Annotated in this window: 22 protein-coding genes and 1 pseudogene; 7 read left to right on the top strand and 16 right to left on the bottom strand. The window is 69.1% G+C overall.

Annotation, left to right across the window (positions count from 1 at the left end):
* Positions 1–248 precede the first annotated feature (248 nt).
* From QZ951_RS19455 to QZ951_RS19475, 5 genes are all read right to left on the bottom strand, one after another.
* Complete coding sequence (locus QZ951_RS19455; protein WP_293003631.1) at positions 249–1,706, bottom strand: DUF5666 domain-containing protein; 1,458 nt, start codon at positions 1,704–1,706, stop codon at positions 249–251.
* Positions 1,707–2,045: 339 nt separating this feature from the next.
* Positions 2,046–2,405, bottom strand: a complete 360-nt coding sequence (locus QZ951_RS19460; protein WP_293003632.1) for a DUF3240 family protein — start codon at positions 2,403–2,405, stop codon at positions 2,046–2,048.
* Positions 2,402–5,476 carry a CusA/CzcA family heavy metal efflux RND transporter gene (locus QZ951_RS19465; protein WP_293003633.1) on the bottom strand — a complete coding sequence of 1,025 codons (3,075 nt, stop codon included), beginning with the start codon at positions 5,474–5,476 and terminating at the stop codon, positions 2,402–2,404. The genes QZ951_RS19460 and QZ951_RS19465 overlap by 4 nt, the downstream gene beginning before the upstream one ends.
* Positions 5,473–6,636, bottom strand: coding sequence for an efflux RND transporter periplasmic adaptor subunit (locus QZ951_RS19470; protein ID WP_293003634.1), 1,164 nt, complete (start codon positions 6,634–6,636; stop codon positions 5,473–5,475). The genes QZ951_RS19465 and QZ951_RS19470 overlap by 4 nt, the downstream gene beginning before the upstream one ends.
* Positions 6,633–8,051, bottom strand: a complete 1,419-nt coding sequence (locus QZ951_RS19475; RefSeq protein ID WP_293003718.1) for a TolC family protein — start codon at positions 8,049–8,051, stop codon at positions 6,633–6,635. The genes QZ951_RS19470 and QZ951_RS19475 overlap by 4 nt, the downstream gene beginning before the upstream one ends.
* Before the next feature lie 290 nt (positions 8,052–8,341).
* Here QZ951_RS19475 and QZ951_RS19480 point away from each other — a divergent pair.
* The 3 genes and pseudogenes from QZ951_RS19480 to QZ951_RS19490 form a co-directional block, all read left to right on the top strand.
* Positions 8,342–9,013: pseudogene (locus QZ951_RS19480) on the top strand (response regulator transcription factor); the annotation flags it as partial.
* A gap of 162 nt (positions 9,014–9,175) precedes the next feature.
* Positions 9,176–10,624 (top strand): ATP-binding protein, encoded by a 1,449-nt coding sequence (locus QZ951_RS19485; protein ID WP_293003636.1) that lies wholly within the window; start codon positions 9,176–9,178, stop codon positions 10,622–10,624.
* Between the two features lie 153 nt (positions 10,625–10,777).
* Positions 10,778–11,776: a hypothetical protein gene (locus QZ951_RS19490; RefSeq protein ID WP_293003637.1), complete on the top strand. Its 999-nt coding sequence runs from the start codon at positions 10,778–10,780 to the stop codon at positions 11,774–11,776.
* A 12-nt stretch (positions 11,777–11,788) separates the two neighbouring features.
* Here QZ951_RS19490 and QZ951_RS19495 read toward each other — a convergent pair whose 3' ends face one another.
* Positions 11,789–13,069 carry an MFS transporter gene (locus QZ951_RS19495; protein ID WP_293003638.1) on the bottom strand — a complete coding sequence of 427 codons (1,281 nt, stop codon included), beginning with the start codon at positions 13,067–13,069 and terminating at the stop codon, positions 11,789–11,791.
* Positions 13,066–13,986, bottom strand: a complete 921-nt coding sequence (gene rsmI / locus QZ951_RS19500) for a 16S rRNA (cytidine(1402)-2'-O)-methyltransferase (RefSeq protein WP_293003639.1) — start codon at positions 13,984–13,986, stop codon at positions 13,066–13,068. Before rsmI ends, QZ951_RS19495 begins: the two co-directional genes overlap by 4 nt.
* Positions 13,987–14,050: 64 nt before the next feature.
* Between rsmI and QZ951_RS19505 the strand changes: the two genes are divergently transcribed.
* The 4 genes from QZ951_RS19505 to QZ951_RS19520 are packed head-to-tail and all read left to right on the top strand — an operon-like array spanning position 14,051 to position 18,378.
* Entirely contained in the window at positions 14,051–16,069 is a 2,019-nt protein-coding gene (locus QZ951_RS19505; RefSeq protein ID WP_293003640.1) for a penicillin-binding protein activator, read from the top strand.
* Positions 16,066–16,416 (top strand): YraN family protein, encoded by a 351-nt coding sequence (locus tag QZ951_RS19510; protein ID WP_293003641.1) that lies wholly within the window; start codon positions 16,066–16,068, stop codon positions 16,414–16,416. Before QZ951_RS19505 ends, QZ951_RS19510 begins: the two co-directional genes overlap by 4 nt.
* The gene (locus QZ951_RS19515; RefSeq protein ID WP_293003642.1) at positions 16,403–17,848 is read left to right on the top strand and encodes an FAD-linked oxidase C-terminal domain-containing protein; all 1,446 of its coding nucleotides are present in this window, start codon (positions 16,403–16,405) and stop codon (positions 17,846–17,848) included. The genes QZ951_RS19510 and QZ951_RS19515 overlap by 14 nt, the downstream gene beginning before the upstream one ends.
* Positions 17,845–18,378, top strand: coding sequence for an MOSC domain-containing protein (locus tag QZ951_RS19520; RefSeq protein ID WP_293003643.1), 534 nt, complete (start codon positions 17,845–17,847; stop codon positions 18,376–18,378). Before QZ951_RS19515 ends, QZ951_RS19520 begins: the two co-directional genes overlap by 4 nt.
* 27 nt (positions 18,379–18,405) lie before the next feature.
* On the opposite strand, the gene QZ951_RS19525 is transcribed toward QZ951_RS19520, so the two are convergent.
* From QZ951_RS19525 to QZ951_RS19565, 9 genes are all read right to left on the bottom strand, one after another.
* Positions 18,406–18,813 (bottom strand): ClpXP protease specificity-enhancing factor, encoded by a 408-nt coding sequence (locus tag QZ951_RS19525; protein WP_293003644.1) that lies wholly within the window; start codon positions 18,811–18,813, stop codon positions 18,406–18,408.
* A gap of 41 nt (positions 18,814–18,854) precedes the next feature.
* Positions 18,855–19,529: a glutathione S-transferase N-terminal domain-containing protein gene (locus QZ951_RS19530; protein WP_293003645.1), complete on the bottom strand. Its 675-nt coding sequence runs from the start codon at positions 19,527–19,529 to the stop codon at positions 18,855–18,857.
* A 72-nt stretch (positions 19,530–19,601) separates the two neighbouring features.
* Complete coding sequence (locus QZ951_RS19535; RefSeq protein WP_293003646.1) at positions 19,602–20,366, bottom strand: cytochrome c1; 765 nt, start codon at positions 20,364–20,366, stop codon at positions 19,602–19,604.
* The gene (locus QZ951_RS19540; RefSeq protein ID WP_293003647.1) at positions 20,363–21,616 is read right to left on the bottom strand and encodes a cytochrome bc complex cytochrome b subunit; all 1,254 of its coding nucleotides are present in this window, start codon (positions 21,614–21,616) and stop codon (positions 20,363–20,365) included. Before QZ951_RS19540 ends, QZ951_RS19535 begins: the two co-directional genes overlap by 4 nt.
* 39 nt (positions 21,617–21,655) lie before the next feature.
* Entirely contained in the window at positions 21,656–22,249 is a 594-nt protein-coding gene (gene petA, locus QZ951_RS19545; RefSeq protein WP_293003648.1) for a ubiquinol-cytochrome c reductase iron-sulfur subunit, read from the bottom strand.
* Positions 22,250–22,449: 200 nt separating this feature from the next.
* Positions 22,450–23,442 carry an ABC transporter ATP-binding protein gene (locus QZ951_RS19550; protein WP_293003649.1) on the bottom strand — a complete coding sequence of 331 codons (993 nt, stop codon included), beginning with the start codon at positions 23,440–23,442 and terminating at the stop codon, positions 22,450–22,452.
* 4 nt (positions 23,443–23,446) lie between these two features.
* Positions 23,447–24,241 carry an ABC transporter permease subunit gene (locus QZ951_RS19555; protein WP_366943995.1) on the bottom strand — a complete coding sequence of 265 codons (795 nt, stop codon included), beginning with the start codon at positions 24,239–24,241 and terminating at the stop codon, positions 23,447–23,449.
* 41 nt (positions 24,242–24,282) lie between these two features.
* Positions 24,283–25,200, bottom strand: coding sequence for an ABC transporter permease subunit (locus QZ951_RS19560; protein WP_293003651.1), 918 nt, complete (start codon positions 25,198–25,200; stop codon positions 24,283–24,285).
* Entirely contained in the window at positions 25,194–26,810 is a 1,617-nt protein-coding gene (locus QZ951_RS19565; RefSeq protein WP_293003653.1) for a peptide ABC transporter substrate-binding protein, read from the bottom strand. Before QZ951_RS19565 ends, QZ951_RS19560 begins: the two co-directional genes overlap by 7 nt.
* Between the last annotated feature and the right edge of the window lies 1 nt (position 26,811).

Raw genomic sequence — 26,811 nt, forward strand, 5'->3', positions numbered from 1 at the left:
ATCACTGGAAACGCAGAAGCTTCCAGGGCTCTCTTGGCAGGTGCGGGATTTATTCCCCTATATTGAGACTATACGCTTACCTGTGGGACTAAAGTGGGGTTAAGCGGGGTTAAAAAAAAAGCCCCGCAAGGCGGGGCGAACAGGGACAGCGAACCGATGCGCAGCCAGTGGGCCGGTGGTCGGGCCCGACGCCGGCGCCGCCATCGGGCGGGCACCGGCTTCGGGCTGCCGCAGCCGTCCCGGCGCGATCAGTCCTCGATCTCGAAACGCTGGCCGGTCGCGGCGGTCGCCGAGGTGGCCGTGCCCTTCACTTCCAGCACGAGGTTCAGGCGGCTGGTGCCCCAGAACTGGTCGGCGGTCAGCGCGTTGTCGTTGTCGCCGTAGTAGGTCGCGTTGGCGGCCGGCGTGATGGTCACGCCGTTGATGGTCAGCGAGCGGCTGCCGGCAGTGCCGGTGAACGCGGTGACCGTGCCCTTCACTTCGTACTCGCCGGCGGCCGGCGTGCCGTTCTTCACCTCGATCTTGGTGGCGTAGGTGCGGCTGCCCTGGATGCGGGTGCTGTCGGCCTTGACTTCGACATAGGCGCCGACGGTGACGTCGGCCAGCGTGATCGGGCGCTCGTTGCGCTCGAGGATGGTGTTGGCATCGAGGAAGAAGCCGTTGCCGCCGACATCGAGCGTCAGCAGGTTGGCGTCGACCGCCGTCACCGCGCCCTTCACCTCGCGGTTGGCGTGGCCGTCACCGCCGCGGCGGTGGCCGACTTCGACTTCACGGGCGATCACCAGCGTCGCGTCGGTGGCATCGACACGGCCTTCGACGTTGACGCGCGCGCCTTCCGCCAGCGTGCCGCGCACGCGGGCATTGGCGTAGTTGACGCGGGTGTTCAGCACCGTGAACGTGGTGGTGGTGGCATCAAAGTTGGTCATCGCGCCTTCCAGCTCGATTTCCGCGCCGCGGTTGCCTTCATTGCGCTTGGTTTCAACGCTGGTGGCGGTCAGAACGTTGCCGGCGAGGGTGCCCTGCACTTCCACACGGGTGCCGTTGGCCAGCGTGCCCTGCACCGTCGCGCCGCTGTAGTTCACCGTCAGCGTGCCGATGGTAAAGGTGCGGGCGGTGGTGTCGAGCCCGGCGATCGCGCCATACAGCTCGGCGTTGCTGTAGCCCGGCTGGCCGGCGCGCACGCGCTGGCGCTCGACGCGGGTGGCGAGAATGCTGCCGTTGGCCTGACGGGAACCGGACACTTCGACATAGTCGCCGACGGCGAAATCGGACAGGGTCAGCGTCGTGTAGCTGCGGTCGGCGTTCTCGGCGTACAGGCGGGTCAGCGCGTCGATGGTCACGGTCTGGCCGGCGACGGTGATCGTCGACGCGGTCAGGTCGATTGCGCCGATCGAACTTTCGACTTCGATGCGGACATCGGTCGACGTGGCGCGGATCGCCGTGGCGCCCGGGCTCGGGGCCGCCGTGCTGGCCACGATCACCGAGCCCGGCTGGACATCGGCCACCGCGCCGGACTTGCCGTTGACGGTGACGGCACCGGTGATCGACAACGGCGCGTTGCCGACGGTCAGGGCACTCGGCGTGCCACCGACGACGCCGGTGACGCTGGCGGCGGACAGCGAGGCACCGGGTGAGCCGGCACCGCCGCCGCCGCAGGCGACGACGGCGGAAGAGAGTGAAACAACCAGCAGCTTGCGAATGTTCATCAGGCGACTCCTGTGGGTCGGCGACACCGCTTCGGGGGGCGAGCGGCTTCGCGGGTTGGGCTTGCCTGTCGAAAACGATCCGGGGATCGACTTATTCCGTCCCTGCCGTCCTCGGCCGACGAACGGTCGTGAACGGTCGTGAGCGGTCGGGACCGATCTGTGCCCGGCCATCACCGGGGCGGCAGGACGGACGACGGCGGCGTCGCCGACAGGCGGATCGGACGGCGCGCCGGCCCGGCTGCCGCCAGAAGCCAGCCGCCTGCCGCCGCACCGTCATCGATCCGCAGCCATTACGCGGTCACGCCGCTTGCCGGGCGCTGTCCGGCGGATGAACGTGCGTCAATCCGCTCGGTTCGGCGCAGTGACCGGCTGCAGCGCGAGGCACCAGTGCTGCGGCATCGCGGTGCCGAGCCGCGCGCGCAGCCGGGCGATCAGCGTCTCGGCGCCGTCGGCGGTGACCGGAATCTGGAACTGCACCCGCGCCCGCCGGCCGCGCACCTGCTCGCGCCGGCTGCGATACGGCGCGCGGCCGCCGGCGTGATCGATCGCGGACTCGAACCAGCCACCGTCGAGGCCGGCTTCCGCCAGCAGGTCGCCGAGGCGCTCGGTCTGCTCGGGATCGGCAATCAGCACCAGCAGGCGGTCGGGATTCGTCGTGTCGGGCATCTGCACCTTCGGAAGATCGGCACCGTCGTTCATGCCGTCACCGGGCGGGCAAAGCCATAGCGGCGATACAGGATCGGCAGCAGCACGAGCGTCAGCAGGGTCGAGGTGATCAGCCCGCCGATGACGACGATCGCCAGCGGCCGCTGGATTTCCGAACCCGGGCCGGTCGCGAACAGCAGCGGCACCAGACCGAGCGCGGCAATCGCCGCCGTCATCACCACCGGCCGCAGGCGACGCAGCGCGCCGGCCGTCACCGCGTCGTCGATCGACAGGCCGCCGGCCTTGAGCTGGTTGAAGCAGGTCACCAGCACGATGCCGTTCAGCACCGCAATGCCGAGCAGCGCGATGAAGCCGACCGACGCCGGCACCGACAGGTATTCGCCCGACAGCGCCAGCGCGAATACGCCGCCGATCATCGCGAACGGAATGTTCAGCAGGATGATCAACGCCTGCCGCAGCGAGCCGAAGGTCGACAGCAGCAGCAGGAAGATCAGGCCGACCGCCAGCGGCACGACGATCGACAGCCGCTGCGCGGCGCGCTGCTGGTTCTCGAACTCGCCGCCCCAGGTCAGCGAATAGCCGGCGTCGAGCGGCACCGCCTGCCCGACCCGCGCCTGCGCCTCGGCGACGAAGCCGACCAGATCGCGGCCGCGGACATTGGCGATGACCACGACATTGCGGTTGCCGAGTTCGCGGCTGATCTGCACCGGCCCTTCGACCCGTTCGAGCTTCGCCACGGCCGACAGCGGCACGTTCCGGCCATCGGGCAGGCCGATCGGCAACTCGTCGAGCAGCGCCGGCGTCACCCGCAGCGCGTCCGGCCCTTTCAGGCTCAGCGCCAGCCGGCGGCCATCGCGATGGATGGTGCCGACTCTTGCGCCTTCGATCTGCGCCCGCAGCAGGGTTTCGAGCATGTCCACCGACAAGCCGTAGCGCCCGGCCGCCGCGGCATCGACCGCGACCTGCAGGTACTGCACGCCGGCGTTGGCGGTGTAATAGACGTCTTCGGCGCCGTTCAGCGCGCGCAGTTCGCTGGCGATCGCCTCGGCCTTGGCGTTCAGCACGCCGAGATCCGGCCCGAACAGGCGGATCGCGACGTCGCCGCGGACGCCGAGGATCATTTCCGACACGCGCATCTGGATCGGCTGCGTGAACGCGTAGGCGACGCCCGGAAAATCGGCCAGCACGGTGCGGATGCGATCGGCCAGCGCTTCCTTGTCCGGGCTCTGCCACTCGTGGCGCGGCTTGAGCGCGAGAAAGGTATCGGTCTGGTTCAGGCCCATTGGATCGAGGCCGATCTCGTCGGCCCCGGCGCGCGCCACCACGCGTTCGACCTCCGGCACGCGCGCCAGCAGCGCCTGCTGGAACATGCCGTCGAGCGCCAGCGCGGCATCCAGCCCGACCGAGGGCAGCTTTTCCAGCTGCACGATGATGCTGCCCTCGTCCATCGTCGGCAGAAAGGTCTTGCCGATGCGGGTGTAGACGATGCCGGCCGCGACCAGGCCGATCAGCGCCGCCGCCACGACCATGCCCGGATGGGCGATCGCGCGCTTCAGCGCCGGCTCGTACAGCGCGGTGAGCTTGCGCACGAGCCACGGCTCGTCGTGATCGCCGTCGTGCAGCAGCCTCGCCGCGAGCACCGGAATCACCGTCAGCGACAGCACCAGCGATGAGGCCAGCGCGAAGACGATGGTCAGCGCCACCGGCGCGAACAGTTTTCCTTCCAGCCCGCTCAGGGTCAGCAGCGGCAGGAACACCAGAATGATGATGACGATGCCGACGATGATCGGGCCCGCCACCTCGCGTACTGCCCGCGCGATCCGGTAGTCGCGCGGCTGGCCGAGCGCCGGCTGCGCGAGGCGCGCGACGATGTTCTCGACCACGACCACCGCGGCGTCGACGAGCATGCCGATGGCGATCGCCAGACCGCCGAGGCTCATCAGATTGGCCGTCAGGCCGAACGCCCGCATCAGCAGGAAAGTGCTGAGCGCCGACAGCGGCAGGATCAGCGCCACGGCAATCGCGGCGCGCAGGTTGCCGAGGAAGGCGATCAGCAGCACCAGCACGAGGACCACGGCTTCGAGCAGCGACTTCGAGACGGTCTGCACGGCGCGGTCGACCAGATCGCCGCGGTCGTAGAAGGTTTCGAGGCGCACACCGGGCGGCAGGGTCGGCGCCAGGGCCGCCAGCTTGTCCTTGACGCCGGAGACGACTTCCCGCGCGTTGGCGCCGCGCAGGCCGAGCACCAGGCCTTCGACCGTCTCGCCGCCGCCGTCACGCGTCACGCCGCCGTAACGGGTGACCGCGCCCATGCGCACGTCGGCGATGTCGCCGACACGAACGACGCCGCCGGCATCGCCGCGGACGACGGTCGCACGGATATCGTCGAGCGAACGCAGGCTGCCTTCGGTGCGCACCAGCAGCGTTTCCTCGCCTTCGCCGAGTCGGCCGGCGCCGTCGTTGCGGTTGTTCGCCTCCAGCGCAGTCTGCAGCTGCGAGAACGCGATGCCGCGCGCCGCCATGCGCTCCGGCAGCGGCACCACTTCGTAGCTTTCGACGCTGCCGCCGAGCGCATTGACGTCGGCGACGCCGGGCACCGAGCGCAGCGCCGGGCGGATCACCCAGTCGAGCAGGCTGCGGCGATCGGTCAGCGACAGCGTGTCGCTCTCGAGGGTGAACATGAACATCTCGCCGAGCGGCGTGGTCAGCGGCGCCACGCCGCCGGTCACGCCGTCCGGCAGCTCGGCCATGACGCCGCCGAGGCGTTCGGCGACCTGATTGCGCGCCCAGTAGATGTCCGTGCCTTCGCGGAAATCGACCGTGATGTCGGCCAGCCCGTACTTCGACACCGACCTGAGCATCGCCTGCTTCGGCAGGCCGAGCATCTCGACCTCGATCGGCGCGGTGATCCGCGACTCGATCTCTTCCGGGGTCATGCCCGGCGCCTTCAGGATGATCTTGACCTGCGGGCTCGACACATCCGGAAAGGCGTCGACCGGCAGGCCAAGCCAGGCATAGACACCGGCCGCGGCCAATGCCAGCGCCAGCAGGACGACGGCGAGCGGCCGGGTCAGCGCGGCATCGATCAGACGCGCCGCCGTCATTCGCCACCGCCGTGGCCGGACCACGCGCCCTTGATCGCGATGATGCCGGTGACGGCCACGCGATCGGCCGCGGTCAGCGCGCCTTCGACGATGGTCCGCGGGCCGCTGCGCCCGGCCACCGTCACCGGCACCGCGCGGAAGCCGGTGGCGCTGCGGACGAAGACATGGCTGGCCCGGCTCGACCGCACCACCGCGGCATCCGGCACCGACCAGCCCGCCAGACCGCCGGCCTTTAGGAGCACCTCGACGAACTGGCCCGGCCGCAGCGCGTCGGCACCGGTCTCGATGGCGGCGCGAACCTGCACGCTCTGGGTGCCGGCACCGGCATCGCGGCCGACGCTGAGCACGCGCACCGTCGCCGCCGGCGCATCGCGCAGGCCGAGCCGGTCGCCGGCCTTCATCCGGTTCGCCGCTTCCACCGGCACCTGCACGTCCAGCCACAGGTGATCGAGTCTGGCGATGCGGAACAGCAGCGCGCCGGCTTCCACCCGCTCGCCGACAGCGGCCGCCTGCATCAGCACCACGCCGTCCTGCGGCGCGCGCAGGGTCATGCTCGAGGCCATCGCGGCGTCGCCGCCGCGGGCGAGATCGCGCTCGGACACGCCGGCCAGCCGCAGCCGCTGCCGGCTTTCGGCGAGCTGCGCGGCCGCCACCTCGTGCCGGCTGCGGCTTTCCTGCAGACGCCGGGCGGCGATGATGCCGTCGGTGTGCAGTTCGGCATCGCGGTCCAGATCAGCCTTCGCCAGCCGTTCGGCCGCCCGCATCTGGGCGTAGGTCGACTTCAGCCCGCTCAGGTCGGCGCTGAACAGGGTCGCCAGCGGCTGGCCGGCGCGCACGCTGTCGCCGGCATTGACCCGCACGGTTTCGACCGTCGCCGCCAGCGGCGAGATCACGGCGCGCTCGGCGGTCGGCGGCACCAGCACCCGCGCTGGAAAGCGCATCGAGCCGGCTTCGGCAGCCGAGGTCGGCGATTCGAAGGTGACGCCGATCGCGGTGATCTGGGCGTCGGTGAACGGAATCTCGGCCGTGGCCGCTGCGTCCGCAGCCGGTGCGGCGCGTGAGATGCCGGCCGTGATCGCCAGTGCAACGGCGCCGGCCAGCACCCGCAGCGGCTGGCTCAGCATGACGGCGCGGCGCGCCTGCGTGGTGGGGCGGTTCACGGGGTGGCTCCTGAATTCGTGTCGGCGACGGGGCTTGCGGGGCTTTCGGCGCCCGCGGCCGCTGCCGGCAACTGCCCCTGGATCTGGTTGAACCGGGCGATCGCCAGCCCGTACTGCAATTCGGCCGTCGCCGCCTCGGCCAGCGCGCCGCGCGCGCGGATCTCGATCAGCAGGCGCTCGGCGAGGCCGATCTCGCCGACACCAAACGCCTTGGCGGCGTTGGCCAGCTCGCGTCGCGCCAGTTCCGCCCGCTCCCGCGATCGCGTCCGCGACCGCCCGGCGGCTTCGTACTCGTGTTCCGCTTCGTGCTGCTGGTAGACGTAGCGACGACGCGCCAGCGCGAGCTCGCTTTCCGCCTGCGCGGCCTGCACCGCAGCCTGCGCTTCCGGGCCGCGTGCCGATGCCGACAGCCCGAGCGGAATGCTGACGCCGACGCCAAGGCTGACGATGTCGCGGCCGTCGCCGCCGATTTCGTTGCGGGCGCCGACGGTCAGCCGCGGATTGCCGCCCCGGCTGCGACGCGCGAGATCGGCCTCGGCCCGCGCCCGCTGCACCTGCGCTTCGGACATCGCCAGATGCGGATTCGGCGCGTCGTTGGCACGCGCGCCGGCCACGGCTTCGGTCAGCGCCGCCGGCAGGCGATCAAGCCCAGTCAGCAGCCGGTACGACAGCTCGGCGTGAACCCGCACGATCTGCGCGTCCTGCAGGTGGGACTCGCGCTCCAGCCGGTAATCGCGCGCTGACAGGGCATCGGCCGGCGCCTGATCGCCGACGGCGATGCGCTTGTCGACCACTGCTTCGAGCGCCCGCGCGGCCGCCAGGGCCTGCTCGGCTTCGGCCACGCGAACCCGGGCCAGCGCGACCGCCCAGGCCGTTTCGCGCACGTCGCCGGCCACCCGCAGGCGGCGCATCTGCGCTTCGGCCTCGCTCTGCTGGCGACCGCCCTCGGCGACGGCGGCGGCGGCATCGCGCTGGCCGAGCCGCCAGATCGGCAGATCGAGCCCGCCTTCGCTTTCGCGTATGCCGCGGCGATCGACCGGCGCGCTGTCCTGCCAGCGCAGGCCGATCACGGCATCACCGGCAAGCCAGCTGCCGGCACGCGATCCCAGCTGCCGCGCTTCGGCGGCGCGTGCGTCGCCGACGACCCGCCCCGGATCGCGCGCCAGCGCCATTGCCAGCACCTCGGCCAACCCGAGTTCGGCATCGAGCAGCAGCGGCTGCGACTCGACGGCTTCCGGCGGCGGTTCGGCGGCGGTGACCGCCAGCGCGGGGCCGGCCAGCAACACCGACAGCGTCGCCAGCAACCCGACCGCCGCGCGGTACATGCGGCTGCCGAGGGCCGGCCGCGGGTGGCGACCGCCGCGCGGCGTCTGGCCGGACGCCGGTGCAATGGCTGCCGGGCAGCCGGTATTCATGAATGACACGACGGCGGAATCCTTCCAGATGAAACGACATGGACGGCCGGCAGCGGCGAAAGCCGCTTCGCGCAGCGCCCCGCATCCTTGAACGTCAAGCTATCGAGCGGGGCATTTCCCCCACGTGTAGGCTTCATTAACAACAGTTAATGTTTCGGAAATATCGCAGTCAGACTTTAATCCCCAGAATTCCAACCATTCGTCGACCTTCTGCATCGCGCAGTGATATCGATTACAAGCATTTAGCCCGTGATCGGGCCCCTGTCACACCTCAAGTTGGAGACTGCGCCATGCGTTACTTGGTCATTGAAGATGATCCCCAGATGGGCCCGTTCATCGCACAGGGTCTGCGCGAAGCGGGACACGTGGTCGATCTGGTCAGCAACGGGCGTGACGGGCTGTTTCTGGCATCGACCGAACACTACGACGCGCTGATCATGGATCGCCTGCTGCCGCTGATGGACGGCCTCGCCGTCATCGGCGTGCTGCGCGGCACCGGCCGCCACACCCCGGTGCTGATCATTTCCGCGCTCAGCGATGTCGACGAACGCATCCGCGGCCTGCGCGCCGGCGGCGATGATTATCTGGTCAAGCCGTTCGCGTTCCAGGAAATGCTGGCGCGCCTCGATGCCATCGTCCGCCGGGCCCAGCCGTCCCAGGCCGCGAGCACGGTGCGCCTGCGGGTGTCGGATCTGGAGATGGACGTGTCGTCGCGCCAGGTCCGCCGCGCCGGCCAGAGCATCGACCTGAAACCGCAGGAGTTCCGCCTGCTCGAATTCATGATGCGCCACGCCGGCCAGGTCGTGACCCGGACGATGATCCTCGAATCGGTCTGGGATTATCACTTCGACCTGCAAACCAACGTCATCGACGTTCATGTCTCCCGCCTGCGCGCGAAGATCGACCGCGAGCATGCGCAGCCGCTGATCCACACGGTGCGCGGCGCCGGCTACTGCCTGCGGGAACCGAACGGCGCTTCGAGCACGACGTCGCCGGCACCGAGCAGCCTTCGCAATGACGGTCTGGCCATGATGATGCCGCTGACCCTGTCGCACCACGCGGTCAGCGGCGTCAGCGTCTGACCCGATCGGGAACGCGCCCGCGGCTAATCGAGGATAGGCCTGATGAACCCTGCAACCTGGCTGCGCTCCCTGTCGGCGCGGCTGGTGCTGCTGAACGCCGCGCTGACGATGGCGTTCGCGATGATCATGATCCTGGTGCTGTGCTGGCTGGCGATCCGGTTCATGAGCGCCCACGTCGACGATGCCGTGCTCGACGAGATTCACGTGCTGGAGTCCGAGTTCTCGATCGACCACCTGCCGGGCGTCGTCGGGCTCATCCATGAACGGCTGGTGGCCAACCCGGAAGGCCACCAGATCTACCTGCTGGTCGACGCCGACGGCAAGAAGCTGATCGGCAACCTCGATCGCTGGCCAGCGGAAGTGCCGAACGATCACGGCTACGTGCGGCTGGAATCGCTGGGCCCGGAACGCGACGCGCAGATGCGGATCCGCAGCCGCACGCTGTCCGACGGCACGCGTCTGATGGTCGGCTTCGACGAGCACGAGATCACGGCCGTGCGCGATTCGCTCGAGAACGCGGCCGCGGTCGGCATGCTGGCGACGATGCTGCTCGGTGGCGTCGCCGGCTATCTGACCAGCCGCGTGTCGCTGCGCCATCTGGAGACGATCAACCGGACCGCCGTGCGGATCATCGACGGCGATCTCAGCCAGCGGGTGCCGCTGCGGGGCAGCCGCGACGAGTACGACCGCCTCGGTCAGACGCTGAACGAGATGCTCGACCGCATCAACGAGCTGATGGTGGCCCTGAAATCGGCCACCGAAAGCATCGCGCACGATCTGCGCACGCCACTGGCGCGGCTTCGGAATCAGCTGGATTCGGTCAACATCGCGACCCTCAGCGATCACGATCGGGAATCGCTGGTCGAGCAGTTGTCGGGCGAGGTCGACCGCGTGCTGTCGGTGTTCGCCTCGCTGCTGAGGCTGGCGACGATCGAATCCGGCGTGCAGCGCACGAGCTTCCGGCCGGTGCCGTTGCTGCCGCTGGTCAACGACGCCGTCGGCCTGTACGAGGCACTGGCGGCGGAGCGCGACATCGCCGTCAGCCTGAGTCAGGCCACCGTGGCGGCCGAGGCTGCCCCGGCGCCAGTCGCCGATGGCGACGCCGTCCCGGCGACGACCGGCAGCGTGCCGGCACCGCTGCCGGAACTGGAAGTCAACGGCGATCGCGGCCTGCTGTTCCAGTCGATCTGCAACCTGCTCGACAACGCCGTGAAGTTCTCGCCCGACGGTGGTCGAGTGGCGGTCAATGTCGAGACGGCCGGCGTGCTGGTGCGGATCTCGATCCGCGACGGCGGCCCGGGCGTGCCCGATGACGAGCGCGAGCGCGTGTTCGATCGTCTGGTCCGCCTCGACAGCAGCCGCAGCACGCCGGGCTTCGGCCTGGGCCTGAGCCTGGTCCGGGCCATTGCCCGCCTGCACGGCGGCGAATGCCGGCTGCACGACGGCGCGCCGGGCACCCGCGCGGTGCTGGAACTGCCGCGGCTGGCGTGATCGCGATCACAGCGGCGCTCGCCGCCGCGCCGGGCTGCGCTTCCGTCGTCGTTGCCGATCCGGGAAGCTGACGCGATCCGGTTCCGCTGCGACGTGCCGAGCGTCGGCCGCGCATGACGGCCCGGTTCGCCCGCCTGCCGCCGGAGCCGTGCCATGCCGAAGTCGATCGATCTGCTGAAGCTCGAACAACTGCTGGAATCCGCGCCGGATTTCCCGGCCGAGGCCGGCAAGTATTTCGAACCGGTCGCCGACAGCAGCGGCCGGCCGAGCTTCCAGCTGAAATCCGGCATCACCGTCACCGGGGCCGGCACCAGCGCCGACAGCCGCTACTGGCAATACCAGTTCAAGGACATTCCGGGCGGCATCGCCGGCTGGCTGATCCGGCAGGAAGTGAAGAACCGGCTGCGCAAGTACGACCGCAAGATCGCCGTCAATCCGAACGCGACGCGCATCGTCGCCGAGGGCGATTCGTGGTTCCAGCATCCGCTGATTTGCGACTTGCTGGACTGGGTCGAGCGCGATCCCGACCTCGCCGTGCACAGCCTTGCCAGCGGCGGCGCGGAGCTTCGGCAGATGGTCGATCCGGCGGACTACGCCGTCGCCGTGAAAGCCGTGAAGCCGTCGGTGTTCCTGCTGTCGGCCGGCGGCAACGACTTCCTCGGCGACATCCGGCCGTTCCTGATTCCGTGGAAGCCGAAGCCCGGCAACCGCGACACGCTGTTCCACGCACAGGACTACATCAGCCCGGCGTTTCCGAAGCTGATCCAGCAACTGCGGGGCTGGCTCGACGAGATCATCGGCACCGTGCTGGCCACGCGCTCGGTGCAGCGCGTGATCCTGCACAGCTACGACTACGTGATCCCGAACACGCCGGACGATGACCGCGCTGGCGCCTGGCTCGGCGCACCGATGCGCGAACTGGGCCTGACCGTCGACTACCTGCAGACCGACATCGTCGAGCGGATGGTCGATGCCTGGTGCGAGCAGATGATGGCGGTCAGTCAGGACCCGCGCTGGAAGGGGAAGGTCCGCTTCGTCGATTTCCGCGGCAGCCTGACCCGGACCTCGCAGTGGTTCGACGAGATCCATCCGAAGTCGAAACCGTTCGAGAAGCTGGCGCAGCAGCTGATCGCGGCGATCAAGGCTCCGTGAGGCAGGGACGCCTCAGTTCAGGCGCACCGCGAACAGTTCCCGTGACTTGCGCCAGACGAACGCGACGATGCCGAGCGTGATCGTGCCGCCGATCAGCACCGAGCGAGTCGCGCCGAACACCGCCGCCGACGCGCCGGCCTGAAATGCGCCGAGCTCGTTCGACGAGCTGATGAAGATGCTGTTGACCGACAGCACGCGGCCGCGCAGATGATCCGGCGGCACCATCTGCAGCACGGTGCCGCGAATCACGACGCTGATCGAGTCGAACGCGCCGCTGGCGAAAAGTGCCGCGGCACTGAGCCACAGGTTGCGCGACAGCCCGAACGCGAGAATCGACACGCCGAAGCCGGCGACCGCGATCAGCAGGTTGCGCCACGCGTGCTTCATCGGCGGATAGCGGGTGCAGACCAGCACCGTCAGCATCGCGCCCACCGCCGGTGCCGCGCGCAGCACACCGAGCCCCTCCGCGCCGACCTTCAACACGTCTTCGGCGAACACCGGCAGGATCGCGACGACCCCGCCGAACAGCACCGAGAACATGTCGAGCGAGATCGAATACAGGATGATCTTCGACGCGAACACGAAGCGGATGCCCTCGCCCAGACTCTGCCACAGGCTTTCCTTTTCCTCGGCGGCCGTCAGGTTCGGTGGCCGCGGGCGGATGCGCCAATACAACGCGAACTGCACCAGCAGCAGCGCGCAGACCACGATCAGCGAGTTCGACAGCCCGACCGCGGCATACAGGAAGCCGCCGGTCACCGGCCCGAGGATCGCACCGGCCTGCCAGGCCGTGCTGCTCCAGGCCGACGAGTTGGCGTAGTGCTCGCGCGGGATCAGGAAAGCCTTCAGCGAACTGACCGCGGGAGTCAGGAAGCCACGCGCCAGCCCGAGGGCCGCCACCACGCCGTAGCAGACGCCGAGCAGCGCGGTCTGGCTGATCGTGCCGCGCACCTGCGGCTGCATCACATACCAGAGCGCCACCGAGCCGACGAAGATGAAGCTCAGCGCCCACAGCATGATCTGGCGCTTGTCGCGGCGATCGGCGACATGGCCGCCGAACAGCGCCAGCGCGATGAACGGCAGCGCTTCGGCCAGCCCCATCAGGCCGAGCACCAGCGGGTCCTTGGTGATCAGGTACAGCTCGTAGGCGATCGCGATTTCCTGAATCGTGATCGCAATCTTGAACAGGAAGCTGCCACCGAGCAGATTGCGGAACTCGGGGAAGCGGAGCGCGGCAAACGGATCGGCCTGGGTCGGCATCGCGCCATCGGGCAACGGCGTCGGGTCGCTCATCGTCCGTCGGTCTCCTTCCCGTCGCCGCCCGCGCCCTCGGCCTCGCCCTCATCCTCGCTGGCCAGCTTCATCGCCAGCGCATACAAGGGCTTGCGCGGCGCGCCGGTGATCTCGGCCGCGAGCCGGGCCGCGCGCGACGGCGGCAGCTCGGCCAGCAGCAGGCGCAGGACGCGCTCGGCGGCGGCGTCATCGGCGGCATCCGGCACGCCTTCCACCACCAGCACGAACTCGCCGCGACCGCGGTTCGGGTCTTCGCGCTGCCAGTCGCGCAGCGCGCCGGCCGTCAGCGTGATGCTCTGCTCGAAACGCTTCGACAGCTCGCGCGCGAGACAGACCCGACGCTCGGGGCCGAGCACGGCGACGAGATCGTCGAGACTGTCCTCGATCCGGTGGGTCGACTCGTAGAAGATCGCCGTGCGCGGCTCGTGCCGAAGCTGCTCGAATGCGGCCCGCCGCGCCACCGACTTCGCCGGCAGGAAACCGGCGAACACGAAGCGATCGGTCGCCAGCCCCGACACCGACAGCGCCGCGATCGCCGCGCACGGCCCCGGCACGGTGTAGACCGGCACCTCCGCCGCTCGCGCGGCACGGACCAGTGCGTAGCCGGGATCGGAAATCAGCGGCGTCCCGGCGTCGGACACCAGCGCCAGCGAGCCGCCGGCCGCCAGATCGCGGATCAGGCCATCGGCAACCCGGGCTTCGTTGTGATCGTGCAGCGCCACGAGACCGCCTTCCGGCGTCCGGATGCCGAAGTGCGACAGCAGGTTCGCGGTGGTGCGCGTGTCTTCGGCGGCAATGCGGTCGACCTGCCCGAGCACGGCCATTGCCCGCGGCGACAGGTCGCCGAGATTGCCGATCGGGGTCGCGACGACGTACAGCGCGCCGGGCTTCACCTCGCCTTCGACGGAGGCACTCACGAGACGGTCAACAAGGGGACGGCGGACGGGTCGGCGGCAAAAAGGCCATGTCATACTTTAACGGATGAAACACAACCCATTCGCCAGTGCCATGGAAGGTGCGCGGCTGTTCACGGCGGTCGGCAGCGTCGCGCTGCTGGCTCTTTCGGCCTGCACGACCAGCATCGGCGTTGCCGAGCGCTATGCCGGAGGCGTTTCGCCGCTGTCGGACGCTTCCGCCGCGCCACCACCGCCGCCGGCCGCGACCTACACCATCGGCGGTGCCGCCAGCGTGCCGGAAGCCGAAGCGCTGCTGGCGCGCGGCGACGCCCCCGGCGCCGTTCGGCTCTATCAGGCGGCAGCCGCGGCCGAGCAGAAGCCGGCGACTGCAGCCGAATTCCGCCTGCGCGCGGCCGAAGCCGCCAATCTCGCCAGCGATCCGGTGCTGGCCGACCAGCTGCTCGACCAGATTCCGGCGAGCCCGCTCGATGCCCGTCAGCAGGCGCGCTACCGCCTGCTGCGGGCGCAGACCGCGCTGTCGCGCAACGACGCCACGCGCGTGCTGAACCTGCTGCCGAGCGGCGATCCCGGTGGCGACCCGGTGCTGGCCGAACGCCAGCTGCAGCTTCGCGCGCAGGCCCAGTTCCGCAGCAATGACGCGGTAGGCGGCACCCAGAGCCTGGTGCTGCGCGAGCGCTATCTGAACGGCATCGTCGCACTGAGCGGCAACCGCGAGCTGCTGTGGAAGCAGCTTCAGGGCGCCACGCTCGATGGCGCCACGCTGAGCCGCGGGCAGGGTGCCGGCGCGGTGACGAAGGGCTGGATCGAACTGGCGCAGCTCGCGCGCCGCGGTGCGGCACTCGGCGATTTCGAAGCCTGGCGCCAGCGCTATCCGCGCCATCCGGGCGAGGAGCAGCTGGCGACGCTGTTCATCGCGCAGGCGCCGCTGCCGAACCTGCCGCCGGTGGCCGGTGCGGCACCTGCCGCCGCGAGCGCGCCGTCAGCGCCATCGGCAGCGGCCGTGATCGGCGGCCCGGTCGGTGTCGCCCCGACCGCACGCAGCGCCGATGTCGCCCTGCTGCTGCCGCAGACCGGGGCGCTGGCAGCGCTGGCCAGCGCGCTCGGCGCCGGCTATGCGGCGACGGCCGGTCAGCCCGCGAAGATCTACGAGCCGGCGGCATTCGGGCAGGCGGTCAACGACGGCGCGGGGGTCATCGTCGGCCCGCTGCTGAAGGAAGAACTGGTGGCGCTGACCCAGGGCGTGGCGTCGATGCCGGTGCCGGTGCTGGCGCTGAACTACCTCGATGCCAACCGGGTGGCGCCGCCCGGGCTGTTCCAGTTCGGGCTGGCACCGGAGGACGAAGCCCGCGCCGCGGCTGACGACGCTTTTGCCCGCGGCTTCCAGCGGGCGCTGACCATGACGCCGGCCAGCGACTGGGGCAATCGCGTGCAGGCCGCGTTCGAGACGCGGCTGCGCGAACTCGGCGGCAAGGTGGTCGAGGCCGGGCGCTATTCCGGCGAACCGTCCAACTGGTCCGATCCGGTGCGCAAGCTGCTGCGCTACGTGCCGATCGACAACAAGCAGAAGGCCGCCGAAGCGCGCGCCAAGGCCGGGCCGGACATCGATCCGCAGCGCCGCAACGATTTCGATTTCGTATTCCTGGCCGGTCGTGCCAGTCAGGCCCGCGTGCTGTGGCCGCTGTTCCGCTACTACCACGCCGATCGCACGCCGGTGTACGCGACCAGCGCCGTCAATGAAGGCCGTGGCGATGGCGACCTCGCCGGCATCCGCTTCTGCGATGCGCCGTGGCTGCTTGATGCCAGCGGCGCGCAGACCGCGCTGCACGACGCCGCGCTGAGCGGTCGCAACCTCGACGCCGCCCGCTTCTACGCGTTCGGTGCCGATGCTCACCTGCTGGCCAGCCGCATCGCCGGCAACGCACTGCGCCCGGGCGACGTCGTCGACGGCGCGACCGGCGCCCTGCAGGTCGACCCGAACGGCGCGATCCACCGCAAGCTGGTCTGCGCACGGATCACCAACGGCGGCGATCCGTTCCCGCTGCCGCCGGTGGCCAGCGAAGCCGTCGCACCCGCCACGCCATGAGCTGGCTGCGCGGCGCGAACGCGGAATCCCGCGCGCTGCGTCACCTCGAAGCGCGCGGGCTGGAACTGGTCAACCGCAACTGGCGCTGCAAGGGCGGCGAGCTGGATCTGGTGATGCGCGACGGCGACACGCTCGCGATCATCGAAGTGCGCAGCCGCAGTCGCGCCGATTTCGGCAGCGCGCTGGAATCGGTCGATGCCCGCAAGCAGGGCCGGCTGATCCATGCGGCGCAGCTGTTCCTGGCCTCGCACCGCGAACATGCCCACCGCGAAGTGCGTTTCGATGTCGTCGCCCTCGACGGCAACGAGCTGCAATGGCTCAAGGCCGCGTTCGATGCCGGCGGCTGAGCGCCCGCCGGCTTCGCCGGAGCTGCCGCCCGCCGTCGCGCGCCGGCTGGCGGACGTGCTGCCGCCGGATCGCCTGCTGCTCGATCCGGCCGATCGCCTTGCCTACGGCTACGACAACAGCCGCCGAGTCGCGATGCCGCAGGCCGTGGTGCTTGCGCAGTCGGTCACCGAGGTGCAGGCCGTCGTCGATGCCTGTCGCGACGCACGGCTGCCGCTGATCGCCCGCGGGCGCGGCACCAACACCACCGGCGCCACGGTGCCGATCCACGGCGGCGTGGTGCTGTCGATGGAACGCATGAACCGCATCCTGCGCGTCTCGCCCGGAGACCGGCTGCTGGAATGCGAGGCCGGCGCACTCAATGGCGAGGTTCAGGCGGCGGCCGCGAAACACGGACTGTTCTGGGCGCCGGACCCGACCAGCGCGGTCTACTCGACCGTTGGCGGCAACCTGGCATGCGGTGCCGGCGGACCGCGCGCGGTCAAGTACGGCACCGCGCGCGACAACGTGCTGGGCCTGCGCGCCATTGCCGGCACCGGCGCGCGGCTTACGACCGGCTGCTACACGACCAAGGGCGTCGTCGGCTACGACCTGACGCGGCTGTTGATCGGTTCCGAAGGCACGCTCGCGCTGATCACGCAGGCGGCGCTGAAGTTGCTGCCGAAGCCGGAAACCACGCGGATGTTGCGCGCTGCGTATCGCGATGTCGAAGCCGCCGCCGCCGCCGTCGCGCGGCTGATGGCGCAGCCGGAAACGCCGAGCGCCCTCGAGTTTCTCGATGGCGATGCCGTGCAGCTGGCGCAGGCGCACCGCGACTGCGGCCTGCCGGCGGCGTGCGGCGCGCTGCTGCTGATCGAATGCGATGGCAGCCATGCGGCCATCGAGCAGGTCGTCGCCGCCGTGAGTGCTGCGGCGGCCGGGGATGGCCTGATCGACCTGCAGGCCGCCCGCAACGCCGCGGAAGCCGAGAACCTGTGGGCGGCGCGCAAGGCGCTGTCGCCGGCGCTGCGCTCGCTCGCGCCGAAGAAGGTCAATGAGGATGTCGCCGTGCCGGTGTCGCGGCTGCCGGAGCTGATCCGCGGCGTCGGCGCGCTGTCGCGGCGCCACGGCATCCGCATCGTCTGCTTCGGGCACGCCGGCAACGGCAACATCCACGTCAACCTGCTGGCCGATCCGGACGATCCGGCGCAGATGGTCGCGATCGAAGCCTGCCTGCACGAGGTCTTCCGGCTGGTGCTGAGCCTGGAAGGCACGCTGTCCGGCGAGCATGGCGTCGGCATCGACAAGCGCGACTTTGTCGCCTGGGAAATCGATGCGCCGACGCTGTCGATGATGCACGCGGTCAAGCGAGCCTTCGATCCGGCCGGCATCCTGAACCCGGGCAAGGCGCTTCCAGCAGACCCGTCCTCCACCCCGCCGAACCCTGAGCCATGAGCAGCAGCCTGAAGGAACTGATGAACGCGCCGATGCGGCCCGGCCGACTCGACTGGATCGGCCTGCGCCCGGCCAAGCGCGCGGCGCTGGTCCCGGTCAGCGAGGCCACGATCGAGGTCGGCGCGGGTCTGGTCGGCGATCACTACACCGGCCCGGTCGACGGCAAGCGGATGCTGTCGCTGATCCAGGCCGAACATCTGGCTGCCGTCGCCGGCATTCTCGGCCTGCCGGCCGTGACGCCGGGCATGACGCGGCGCAATCTGGTGGTGTCGGGCCTGAACCTGCTGGCGCTGAAAGGCCGCCGCTTCTCGATCGGCACTGCGCTGCTGGAATACACCGGGCCCTGCGCGCCGTGCTCGCGGATGGACGAGAACCTCGGTCCCGGCGGCTTTCAGGCGATGCGCGGCCACGGCGGCATCATCGCGCGCGTGCTGCGGCCGGGCGCGATTCGCGTGGGGGATGCCGTGGTGGTGCTCGAGGTCGAGCCGGAAACCGCAGGCCGCAATGCCAGCTTCGCGTTCGACGCCTGAACCCGCGGCGACGGCCGCCGCCGGCGATTACTTGACGACGCGGAGCTTCGGCCGGCCGCTCGGCTTCGGCGGCTCGGGCGGTGCTTCCGGCGCATCGCCTTCGCTGTCAGCCGCTTCCGGCTCGCCGAAGACGATGCCCTCGCCGTTCTCGCGCGCGTAGATGGCGAGCACGGCGCCGCTCGGCACGACGATGTCGTGCGGTCGGCCGCCAAAGCGAGCGGAGAAGAAGATCGGATCGGCGTCGATGTTCAGCTCGCGCACCGCCATGCCGCCGATGTCGAGCGCGATCTTGCCGTCCTTGACGAAGGCATTCGGCACCGACACGCCGGGCTGATCGGCCGCGACCAGCAGATACGGCGTGTAGCCGTTGTCGAGCGTCCACTGGTAGATCGCGCGGATCAGGTACGGACGGCGCGAGCGGGACTTGATCGACATCGACAGACTCTCGGAACGGGGCGGTTGCGACGCGGCCGGCGTCAGCTGCGCCGACGCGTCGACGTCGGCACGACCGCCGACGGATGGAAGCAGCGCTGGAAGCTCGGCCGTGCGAACAGGCGCTGGGCATACGCCGTCACGCTGGCCGCTTCCGGCGGCAGCGCCACGCCCGCGATCTGCACGCGGCGCAGCAGCACCGCCCAGGCGGTGTCGGCCAGCGAGTATTCGGGACCCATGATGTAGCCGCGCGACGGGAAGAACCGCGCGCCGCCCTTCAGGCCATCGACCAGCTGGCGCTTGGCCGATGTCGCTTCGGCCCCACCGGCCTGCATGCGCTCGGCGAGCGGAAACAGTTCGTGCTCGATCTTGTGCAGGGTCATCCGGATCCGGGCGCGCCCGGCCGGTTCCTGCGGCATCAGCGACGGGTGCGGATAGCGCTCGTCGAGATACTCGACGATGACGCGGGCGGTCTGGATCACGCCTTCGCGATCGGCCAAGGTCGGCAGCGTCTGGGCCGGGTTCAGGATCAGGAAATCCTCGTCGATCTTGCCCGGCGCGATCACGCGGATCGCGGCGGTATCGACATCCTTCTCGGCGAGGACCAGTCGAGCCCAGTCTCCCTGCAGCGAGTCGGGCCCGACGTACAGGGTCAAGCCCGCGTTGGCGGCGGGCTTGACCGGCGGCATCGGAACTCTCTGGCGGATGCGCAGGGCCATGTCAGTGGCGGCTGCTCATCACGAACGTCATCGTCGGACTCGAAGTCTGACCAGCAGGCTGCGCTGCGCAGCTCAATGGACGTCGCGCCAGAATTCCTTTTTCAGGAAGTACGTCAGCACCAGCAGGCCGAACAGGTACATCAGCACCTTGAAGCCGAGGCTGATGCGGCCAGCCTTGCCCGGCTCGGCGGCGTAGTCCATGAAGTTGACGGTGTCGGCGACGAACTCGTCGTACTCCTTCGGCGTCAGGCTGCCCTTCGTCACCAGCTCGAACGGGCTGCCTTCGTGATGACCGCCCGCCGCCTCGGCGTGCTCGCCTTCCGCCTTGTGCTCGGCCTTCTTCTGCCAGCCCTGCAGTTCCCACAGCACATGCGGCATCGAGGCGCCGACCAGCACGGTGTTGTTGACGCCGAGCGGGCGGCTCTCGTCGATGTAGAAGCTCTTCAGGTACGTGTAGATCCACGACGGACCGCGCGCACGCGATTCCAGCGACAGATCCGGCGGCACCCGACCGAACCACTGCTCCGACGCCGCCGGCATCGCGACCTTGATCGGGTCGCCGACCTTGTCGGACGTGAACATCAGGTTCTTCTTCAACACGTCTTCCGGGATCTTCAGATCTTCGGCAAGGCGGTTGTAGCGCAGGTACTTCATCGAGTGACAGCCCGAGCAGTACGCCATGTAGTTGCGCGCACCGCGCTGGGCCGACGCGAGGTTGCCGGTGTCCGGCGTGAAACTCAGAAGCTGCACGCCGGCGTTGGCCTGCGCGCCCTGCGCGAGCAGGGCACCGGTCAGAAGGACGGCAATGCGGGCAAAACGGGTCGTCAGGCGATTCATGCGGTCACCCGCTCCGGCACGGGCTTGGTCTTGTCGATCTTGGAGTACCACGGCATCAGCAGGAAGAACGCGAAGTACAGCACCGTTCCAACCTGCGAGATCAGCGTGACCGTGCCACTCGGCGGCTGCAGGCCGTAGTAGTTCAGGATCACGAAATTGATCGCGAAGACAGTCAGCGCCGCCTTCGACAGCGGACCCTTGTAGCGGATCGACTTGACCTTCGACTTGTCGAGCCACGGCACGAAGAACAGGATCACGACGGCCGCACCCATCACCAGCACACCCCAGATCTGGGTGCCGGCGAACGACGGGGTGGCGCGGAGCATCGCGTAGTAGGTGCCGAAGTACCAGGCCGGCGTGATGTGCTCCGGCGTGTTGGTCTGGCTGGCCGGCGTGAAGTTCGGCGCTTCGAGGAAGTAGCCACCACCATCCGGCGCGAAGAACAGCACGCCGCAGAAGATGATCAGGAAGCCGGCGACGCCGACCATGTCCTTCACCGTGTAGTACGGGTGGAAGGCGATGCCATCGAGCGGGATGCCGGTCTTCGGGTCCTTGTTCTTCTTGATTTCCACGCCATCCGGGTTGTTCGAGCCAACTTCATGCAGCGCCAGGATGTGGGCGGCGACGAGACCGACCAGCACGAACGGCAGCGCGATGACGTGCAGCGAGAACAGGCGGTTCAGCGTCGCATCGGACGGCACGAAGTCGCCCTGGATCCAGGTGACGAGGTCGGCGCCGATGAACGGGATGGTGCCGAACAGGTTAATGATGACCGAGGCGCCCCAGTAGCTCATGTTGCCCCACGGCAGCACGTAGCCGCAGAAGGCTTCCGCCATCAGCACCAAGAAGATCAGCGCGCCGAACACCCAGATCAGTTCACGCGGCTTCTGGTACGAGCCGTACAGCAGGCCACGGAACATGTGCAGGAACACGACGACGAAGAACGCCGATGCGCCGGTCGAGTGCATGTAGCGGATGACGTTGCCCCACGGCACGTCGCGCATGATGTATTCGACCGAGTCGAACGCCATGTCGGCGGCCGGCTTGTAGTGCATCGTCAGGAAGATGCCGGTCAGCAGCTGGTTGACCAGCACCAGCAGGGCGAGCGAGCCGAAGAAGTACCAGAAGTTGAAGTTCTTCGGCGCGTAATACTCCGCCAGATGATCCTTCCACATCTTGGTCAGCGGGAACCGGTCGTCGATCCAGCCGAGCGTGCCGGTCGTCTTGTACGGGTTGGGCGTGATGGCCATGGCGAATTACCGTTTGGATGAGGAAATCGGGTAACGAATTCAGGCCGTCTTCGGGTCTTCGCCGATCACCAGCACCGTGTCGCCGTCGTAGCGATGGGGCGGGATGACGATGTTCGACGGCGCCGGCACGCCCTTGTAGACGCGGCCGGCGAGATCGAACTTGGAACCGTGGCACGGGCAGAAGAAACCGCCCTGCCAGTTCGGCGCAATTTCCGGAGCCGGATGATCGGCACGCATCGTCGGCGAGCAGCCGAGGTGGGTGCAGACACCCTTCATCACCATGAATTCCGGCTTGATCGCGCGGGACTTGTCGGTGATGTAGGCAGGCTGCTGCGGCGCCTTCGATTCCGGGTCAAGCAGATCGCCCTTGACCGCATCGAGGCTCGCCAGCATCTCCGGCGTGCGGCGCACGACCCAGATCGGCTGACCGCGCCACAGGTAGGTGGCACGCATGCCCGGTTCGAGCGTCGAGATGTCGGCGATCACCGGGGCGCCGAGCGCGCGCGCACGGGCGCTGGGCTTCAGCGATGCGAGGAACGGCCAGGCGGCACCGGCGGCGCCAGCGGCGCCAACGACCGACGTCGCGGTGGTGAGGAAGCGACGGCGGCTGCCATCGACGCCTTCATTGCTCATTGATGAACGACCTTTGGAGTGCTTGGAACAAGCGGATTCGGAATGGTGCGGACTGGCACCGTCGAGGCTGTCGACGCAATGCCACCGCAACGCCGCTCAGTATAACGGCCGCCAGACGCACTCGTCATCAAACGCAGCGAAAAACCGCCGCATCCTGCTGCCATCGGTCGACAAAAGACGCCGTCAATGGCCGATCGCGATCAACCCGCCGCGGCGCGGTTCATCGCGGTTTCGACCTCCGCCAGGTGGCAGGCGACCGCCCGGCCATCCGGCCCGGTTTCCAGCCGGGGGACCGAGGTCATGCAGATCGGCATGACGCGCGGGCAGCGCGGCGCGAACGCGCAGCCGGCGGGCCGCCGCGCCGGATTGGGCGGTGCGCCGGCAATCGACGGCAGCCGTTCCGGTCGAGGCCGATCAAGCCGTGGCCGCGACGCCAGCAGCCCGGCGGTGTACGGATGCCAGGGCTGCGACAGCACCCGCGCAACCGGGCCGGACTCGACGATGCGCCCCGCGTACATCACCGCGACGCGATCGCAGGATTCCGCGACCACGGCGAGGTCGTGCGTGATCAGCAGCAGCGCCAGCTGGCGTTCGCGCTGCAGATCCGCCAGCAGTTCCAGTATCTGCGCCTGCACGGTGACGTCCAGCGCGGTCGTCGGTTCATCCGCGATCAGCAACCCGGGATTGCCGATCAGGGCGATCGCGATCATCACGCGCTGGCGCATGCCGCCGGAGAACTCGTGCGGATACTGGCGCAGCCGCGTGGCGGCGTCGGGAATTCGGACGGCATCGAGCATCCGGGCGGCTTCCGCAAGTGCTGCCGCGCGGGACAGGCCGCGGTGCTGCATCGGCACTTCCGCCAGCTGCAGGCCGATGCTCAGCGCCGGGTTCAGGCTGGTCATCGGATCCTGAAACACCATGGTCATGCGGGTGCCGCGCAGCCGGTCGAGCACCGCTCGCGGCTGGCCGAGCAGTTCCTGCCCGTCATGGCGGATCGATCCGCTGATCCTCGCTGACGCGGGCAGCAGGCCCATCGTCGCGAGCGCCGTCTGGCTCTTGCCGGAGCCGGATTCGCCGACCAGCCCGAGCGACTGGCCGGCATCCAGCCGCAGGCTGACGTCGTCCAGCACGACGACATCGCCACCGGACGCGGGATGGCGCACCTGAAGCCGGTCGATCGCGAGCCGGGTCACGTCCCTACTCCGCCATCCGGCGCAGCGCGGGCGCATCGAGCGCGTCGCGCAGCGCGTCACCGAGCAGGTTCAGGCACAGCAGCGTCAGCGCGAGGAAGGCGGCCGGGAACAGCAGCCCCCACGGTGTCGATTCCATCGCCCGCGCACCATCATTGACCAGCGCGCCCCAGCTGGTTGCAGGCTCCTGAATGCCGAGGCCGAGGAAGCTCAGGAACGACTCGACCAGGATCACCTGCGGAATGGTCAGCGTGGCGTAGACGACGACCACGCCGAGCAGGTTCGGCACGATGTGGCGGCGAATGATGGCCGCCGTGCCAAGGCCCGACACCACGGCGGCGTCGACGAATTCGCGCCGTCGCAGCGCCAGCGTCTGGCCGCGGACAATGCGCGCCATGTCGAGCCAGCTGACCGCGCCGATCGCCACGAAGATCAGCAGCCAGTGCCGCCCGAACAGCACCATCAGCAGGATCACGAAGAACATGAACGGCAGCGCGTACAGGATGTCGACGATGCGCATCATCAGCGCATCGACCCGGCCGCCGACGAACCCGGCGACCGCGCCGTAGACCACGCCGATCGCCAGCGACACCAGGGTCGACACGATCCCCACGGCCAGCGACAGCCGCCCCCCGACGCAGACGCGGGCGAACAGATCCCAGCCCAGTTCGTCGGTGCCGAACCAGTGCCCGTTCGCGGCTGACGGGGCGGCACCCCAGTCGGCCTCGAAATCGATCGTGTCGAAGGCATGCGGCGTCAGCCATGGCCCGGCCAGCGCCAGCAGCAGGATCAACAGCAGCATCGCGGCCGGTGCGGCGATGCCTGGTTGCTTTAGCAGGCGGCTCACGTCGGCCGCACTCGCGGATCGAGCGCGCCGTACGCGAGATCGACCAGAAAATTGAATGCGATCACCACCGCGCCATAGAACAGCACCACGCCGAGCACCAGCGTGTAGTCGCGGTTCAGCGCGCCCTGTACGAAGTAGCGGCCGATCCCGGGAATGCCGAAGATCTGCTCGACCACGACCGAGCCGGTCATCAGCCCCGCGGCCGCCGGCCCGAGGTAGGACAGCACCGGCAGCAGGCCCGGCTTCAGCGCGTGGCGCAGCACGATCACCCGCTCCGGCAAGCCTTTCGCACGTGCCGTGCGGATGTACGGCGCCGCCAGCACGTCGGCGAGTGAGCCGCGCGTCAGCCGGGCAATCGCCGCCACCTGCGGCAAGGCCAGCGCGATCGCCGGCAGGATCACCGAACTGACCGTGCCCCAGCCACCGGCCGGCAGCCAGGCCAGCCCGAGCGCGAACAGCAGGATCAGCAGCGGCGCCGTGACATACGGCGGAATCGACAGGCCGGCGAGCGCGAGCAGCATCACGCCACGGTCGATGGCACTGCCGCGGTGGATGGCCGCCACCGCGCCAAGCCCGACACCGGCGCTCAGGGCCAGCAGCAGCGCCGAGAACCCGACGATCGCCGACACCGGCGCACCTTTGGCGATCAGCTCCGACACGCGGAAGCCTTCGTACTGGAACGAGGGCCCGAGATCGCCTCTTGCGAGCCCGACGAGATAGCGCCCGTACTGCCGCCACAGTGGCTCGTCCAGATGGAACTCGGCCGCCAAGGTCGCTTCGATCTCCGGCGGCAGCACGCGCTCGACGTCGAACGGCCCGCCGGGTGCTGCGCGCATCAGGAAGAAGGTGACGGTGACCAGCACCAGCAGGGTCGGCACGGCCGTCAGCAGTCGACGCCATGCGTGGTTCAGCATGGCGCGGACGGGGCGCAGTTCAGCCGCAGATCCTTCGAGTAATGCCAGTCGAGGATATTGTCGTGCCAGCCCCGAACGCGCGGCTTGACCAGATGCTTCGACGCATAGAAGTAGATCGGCACGATCGGCGCGTCGTCGAGCATTGCCCGCTCCGCCGCTTGCAGCGCCGAGCGCCGTGCCAGCGGCTGGGCCACCGACGTGGCCGCCGCCAGCCACTGCTCGTAGGCCGGATTGTCGTAGCCGGAATCGTTGCGCGGATGGTCACGGGTCAGCAGCGCGGCGAAGTCCATCGCGTCGTTGGCATCGGCAATCCAGGTGTTGCGGAAGGCCTGCGTCACCCGCCGCAGCTTGCGGTTCTGCAGGAACACCTTCCATTCCTCGTTGACCAGCCGCACCCGCACGCCGAGCGCCTGCTTCCACATCGCGGCGACGACCACGGCAATGCGCTTGTGGTCGTCCGACGTGTTGTAGCGAAGCTCGACCTCCAGCGGCCGCGCCTCCGTATAGCCGGCAGCGGCATACAGTCGTCGCGCCTCGATGAGCTGCCGCTGGCGCGGCCACGCGGCCCACGCGGGAACCTGCGGCGTGTAGTCGCGCGTGCCCGGCGGCACGAAACTCCAGGCCGGTGCCGCCAGCCCGTTCAGCACCTTGTTGACGATGACCTCGCGATCGATCGCCATCGACAGCGCCCGTCGCAGGCCGGGTTGCCCCTTGAATGGCGCCTGCGTGACATTCAGCCCGTAGAAGTAGCTGCCGAGATAGGTCGCGACATGCAGCTCCGCGCCGAGATTCGCGCGGATCCACGCGGCCTGCGTCGCCGGCACCGAGGTCGTGACATCCAGCTCGTCGGCCCGGTAGCGCTTCAGCTCGGAATTCAGGTCCTCCGTCGGCAGATAGACCACGCGATCGATCGTGGTCCGTGCGTCATTCCAGTACGCCGGATTGCGAACCAGTTCGAGCTGCGACTGCACGACCCAGCGCTGCAGCCGGTATGCCCCATTGCCGATGCGGCCACCGGGCTTGGTGGCCGCGGCGAGGTCCAGTCGATGCACCGGCGAGGCGGCCGGGTGTGCCAGCAGGGCGAGCAGCTGCGGAGCCGGACGATCGAGGCGGATGACCAGCGTCTGATCGTCGGGCGCTTCGACGCCGAGCATGCTGGCTGGCTGCCGCCCTTCCGCAATGGCCGTGGCACCGGCGATGACGCCGAACATTCGCGCATAGCCGGACGCCGTTGCCGGATCGACCACGCGCCGCAGACCGGCCGCGAAATCGCGTGCTGTCAGCGCATCGCCATTCGACCAGCGCAGTCCGGCGCGCAGCCGGAAAGTGATCTCGAGACCATCCTCGCGCAACCTCCAGGATTCCGCTGCGGCCGGGATCAGCTCGCCCGTCGGCGAGATGCCGGTCAGTCCTTCGTAAAGATCGCGCAGGACGTTGCCGGCGCTGACGCCGGTGGCGCGCTGCGGATCCAGGGATTCGGGCTCGTTGCCATTGCCGATGCGCAGGGTCGTTGGAAGCGTAGCTGCAATTGCCGGAATCCAGAGCAGCAGCGCCGCCAGACAGGAAACGGCAACACTTCCGGAGACGCGCCTGTCGTGACCGGTAGCCACC

This window comes from Nevskia sp. (assembly GCF_021732705.1).
Classification (GTDB): domain Bacteria; phylum Pseudomonadota; class Gammaproteobacteria; order Nevskiales; family Nevskiaceae; genus Nevskia.

Bases quoted from the DNA above. Each gene is read 5' to 3' on its own strand.
- QZ951_RS19455 (WP_293003631.1), bottom strand. From the start codon at position 1,706: ATGAACATTCGCAAGCTGCTGGTTGTTTCACTCTCTTCCGCCGTCGTC.
- QZ951_RS19460 (WP_293003632.1), bottom strand. From the start codon at position 2,405: ATGAACGACGGTGCCGATCTTCCGAAGGTGCAGATGCCCGACACGACG.
- QZ951_RS19465 (WP_293003633.1), bottom strand. From the start codon at position 5,476: ATGACGGCGGCGCGTCTGATCGATGCCGCGCTGACCCGGCCGCTCGCC.
- QZ951_RS19475 (WP_293003718.1), bottom strand. From the start codon at position 8,051: ATGAATACCGGCTGCCCGGCAGCCATTGCACCGGCGTCCGGCCAGACG.
- QZ951_RS19485 (WP_293003636.1), top strand. From the start codon at position 9,176: ATGAACCCTGCAACCTGGCTGCGCTCCCTGTCGGCGCGGCTGGTGCTG.
- QZ951_RS19490 (WP_293003637.1), top strand. From the start codon at position 10,778: ATGCCGAAGTCGATCGATCTGCTGAAGCTCGAACAACTGCTGGAATCC.
- QZ951_RS19495 (WP_293003638.1), bottom strand. From the start codon at position 13,069: ATGAGCGACCCGACGCCGTTGCCCGATGGCGCGATGCCGACCCAGGCC.
- QZ951_RS19505 (WP_293003640.1), top strand. From the start codon at position 14,051: ATGAAACACAACCCATTCGCCAGTGCCATGGAAGGTGCGCGGCTGTTC.
- QZ951_RS19510 (WP_293003641.1), top strand. From the start codon at position 16,066: ATGAGCTGGCTGCGCGGCGCGAACGCGGAATCCCGCGCGCTGCGTCAC.
- QZ951_RS19515 (WP_293003642.1), top strand. From the start codon at position 16,403: ATGCCGGCGGCTGAGCGCCCGCCGGCTTCGCCGGAGCTGCCGCCCGCC.
- QZ951_RS19520 (WP_293003643.1), top strand. From the start codon at position 17,845: ATGAGCAGCAGCCTGAAGGAACTGATGAACGCGCCGATGCGGCCCGGC.
- QZ951_RS19525 (WP_293003644.1), bottom strand. From the start codon at position 18,813: ATGTCGATCAAGTCCCGCTCGCGCCGTCCGTACCTGATCCGCGCGATC.
- QZ951_RS19530 (WP_293003645.1), bottom strand. From the start codon at position 19,529: ATGGCCCTGCGCATCCGCCAGAGAGTTCCGATGCCGCCGGTCAAGCCC.
- QZ951_RS19535 (WP_293003646.1), bottom strand. From the start codon at position 20,366: ATGAATCGCCTGACGACCCGTTTTGCCCGCATTGCCGTCCTTCTGACC.
- QZ951_RS19540 (WP_293003647.1), bottom strand. From the start codon at position 21,616: ATGGCCATCACGCCCAACCCGTACAAGACGACCGGCACGCTCGGCTGG.
- petA (WP_293003648.1), bottom strand. From the start codon at position 22,249: ATGAGCAATGAAGGCGTCGATGGCAGCCGCCGTCGCTTCCTCACCACC.
- QZ951_RS19555 (WP_366943995.1), bottom strand. From the start codon at position 24,241: ATGCTGCTGTTGATCCTGCTGCTGGCGCTGGCCGGGCCATGGCTGACG.
- QZ951_RS19560 (WP_293003651.1), bottom strand. From the start codon at position 25,200: ATGCTGAACCACGCATGGCGTCGACTGCTGACGGCCGTGCCGACCCTG.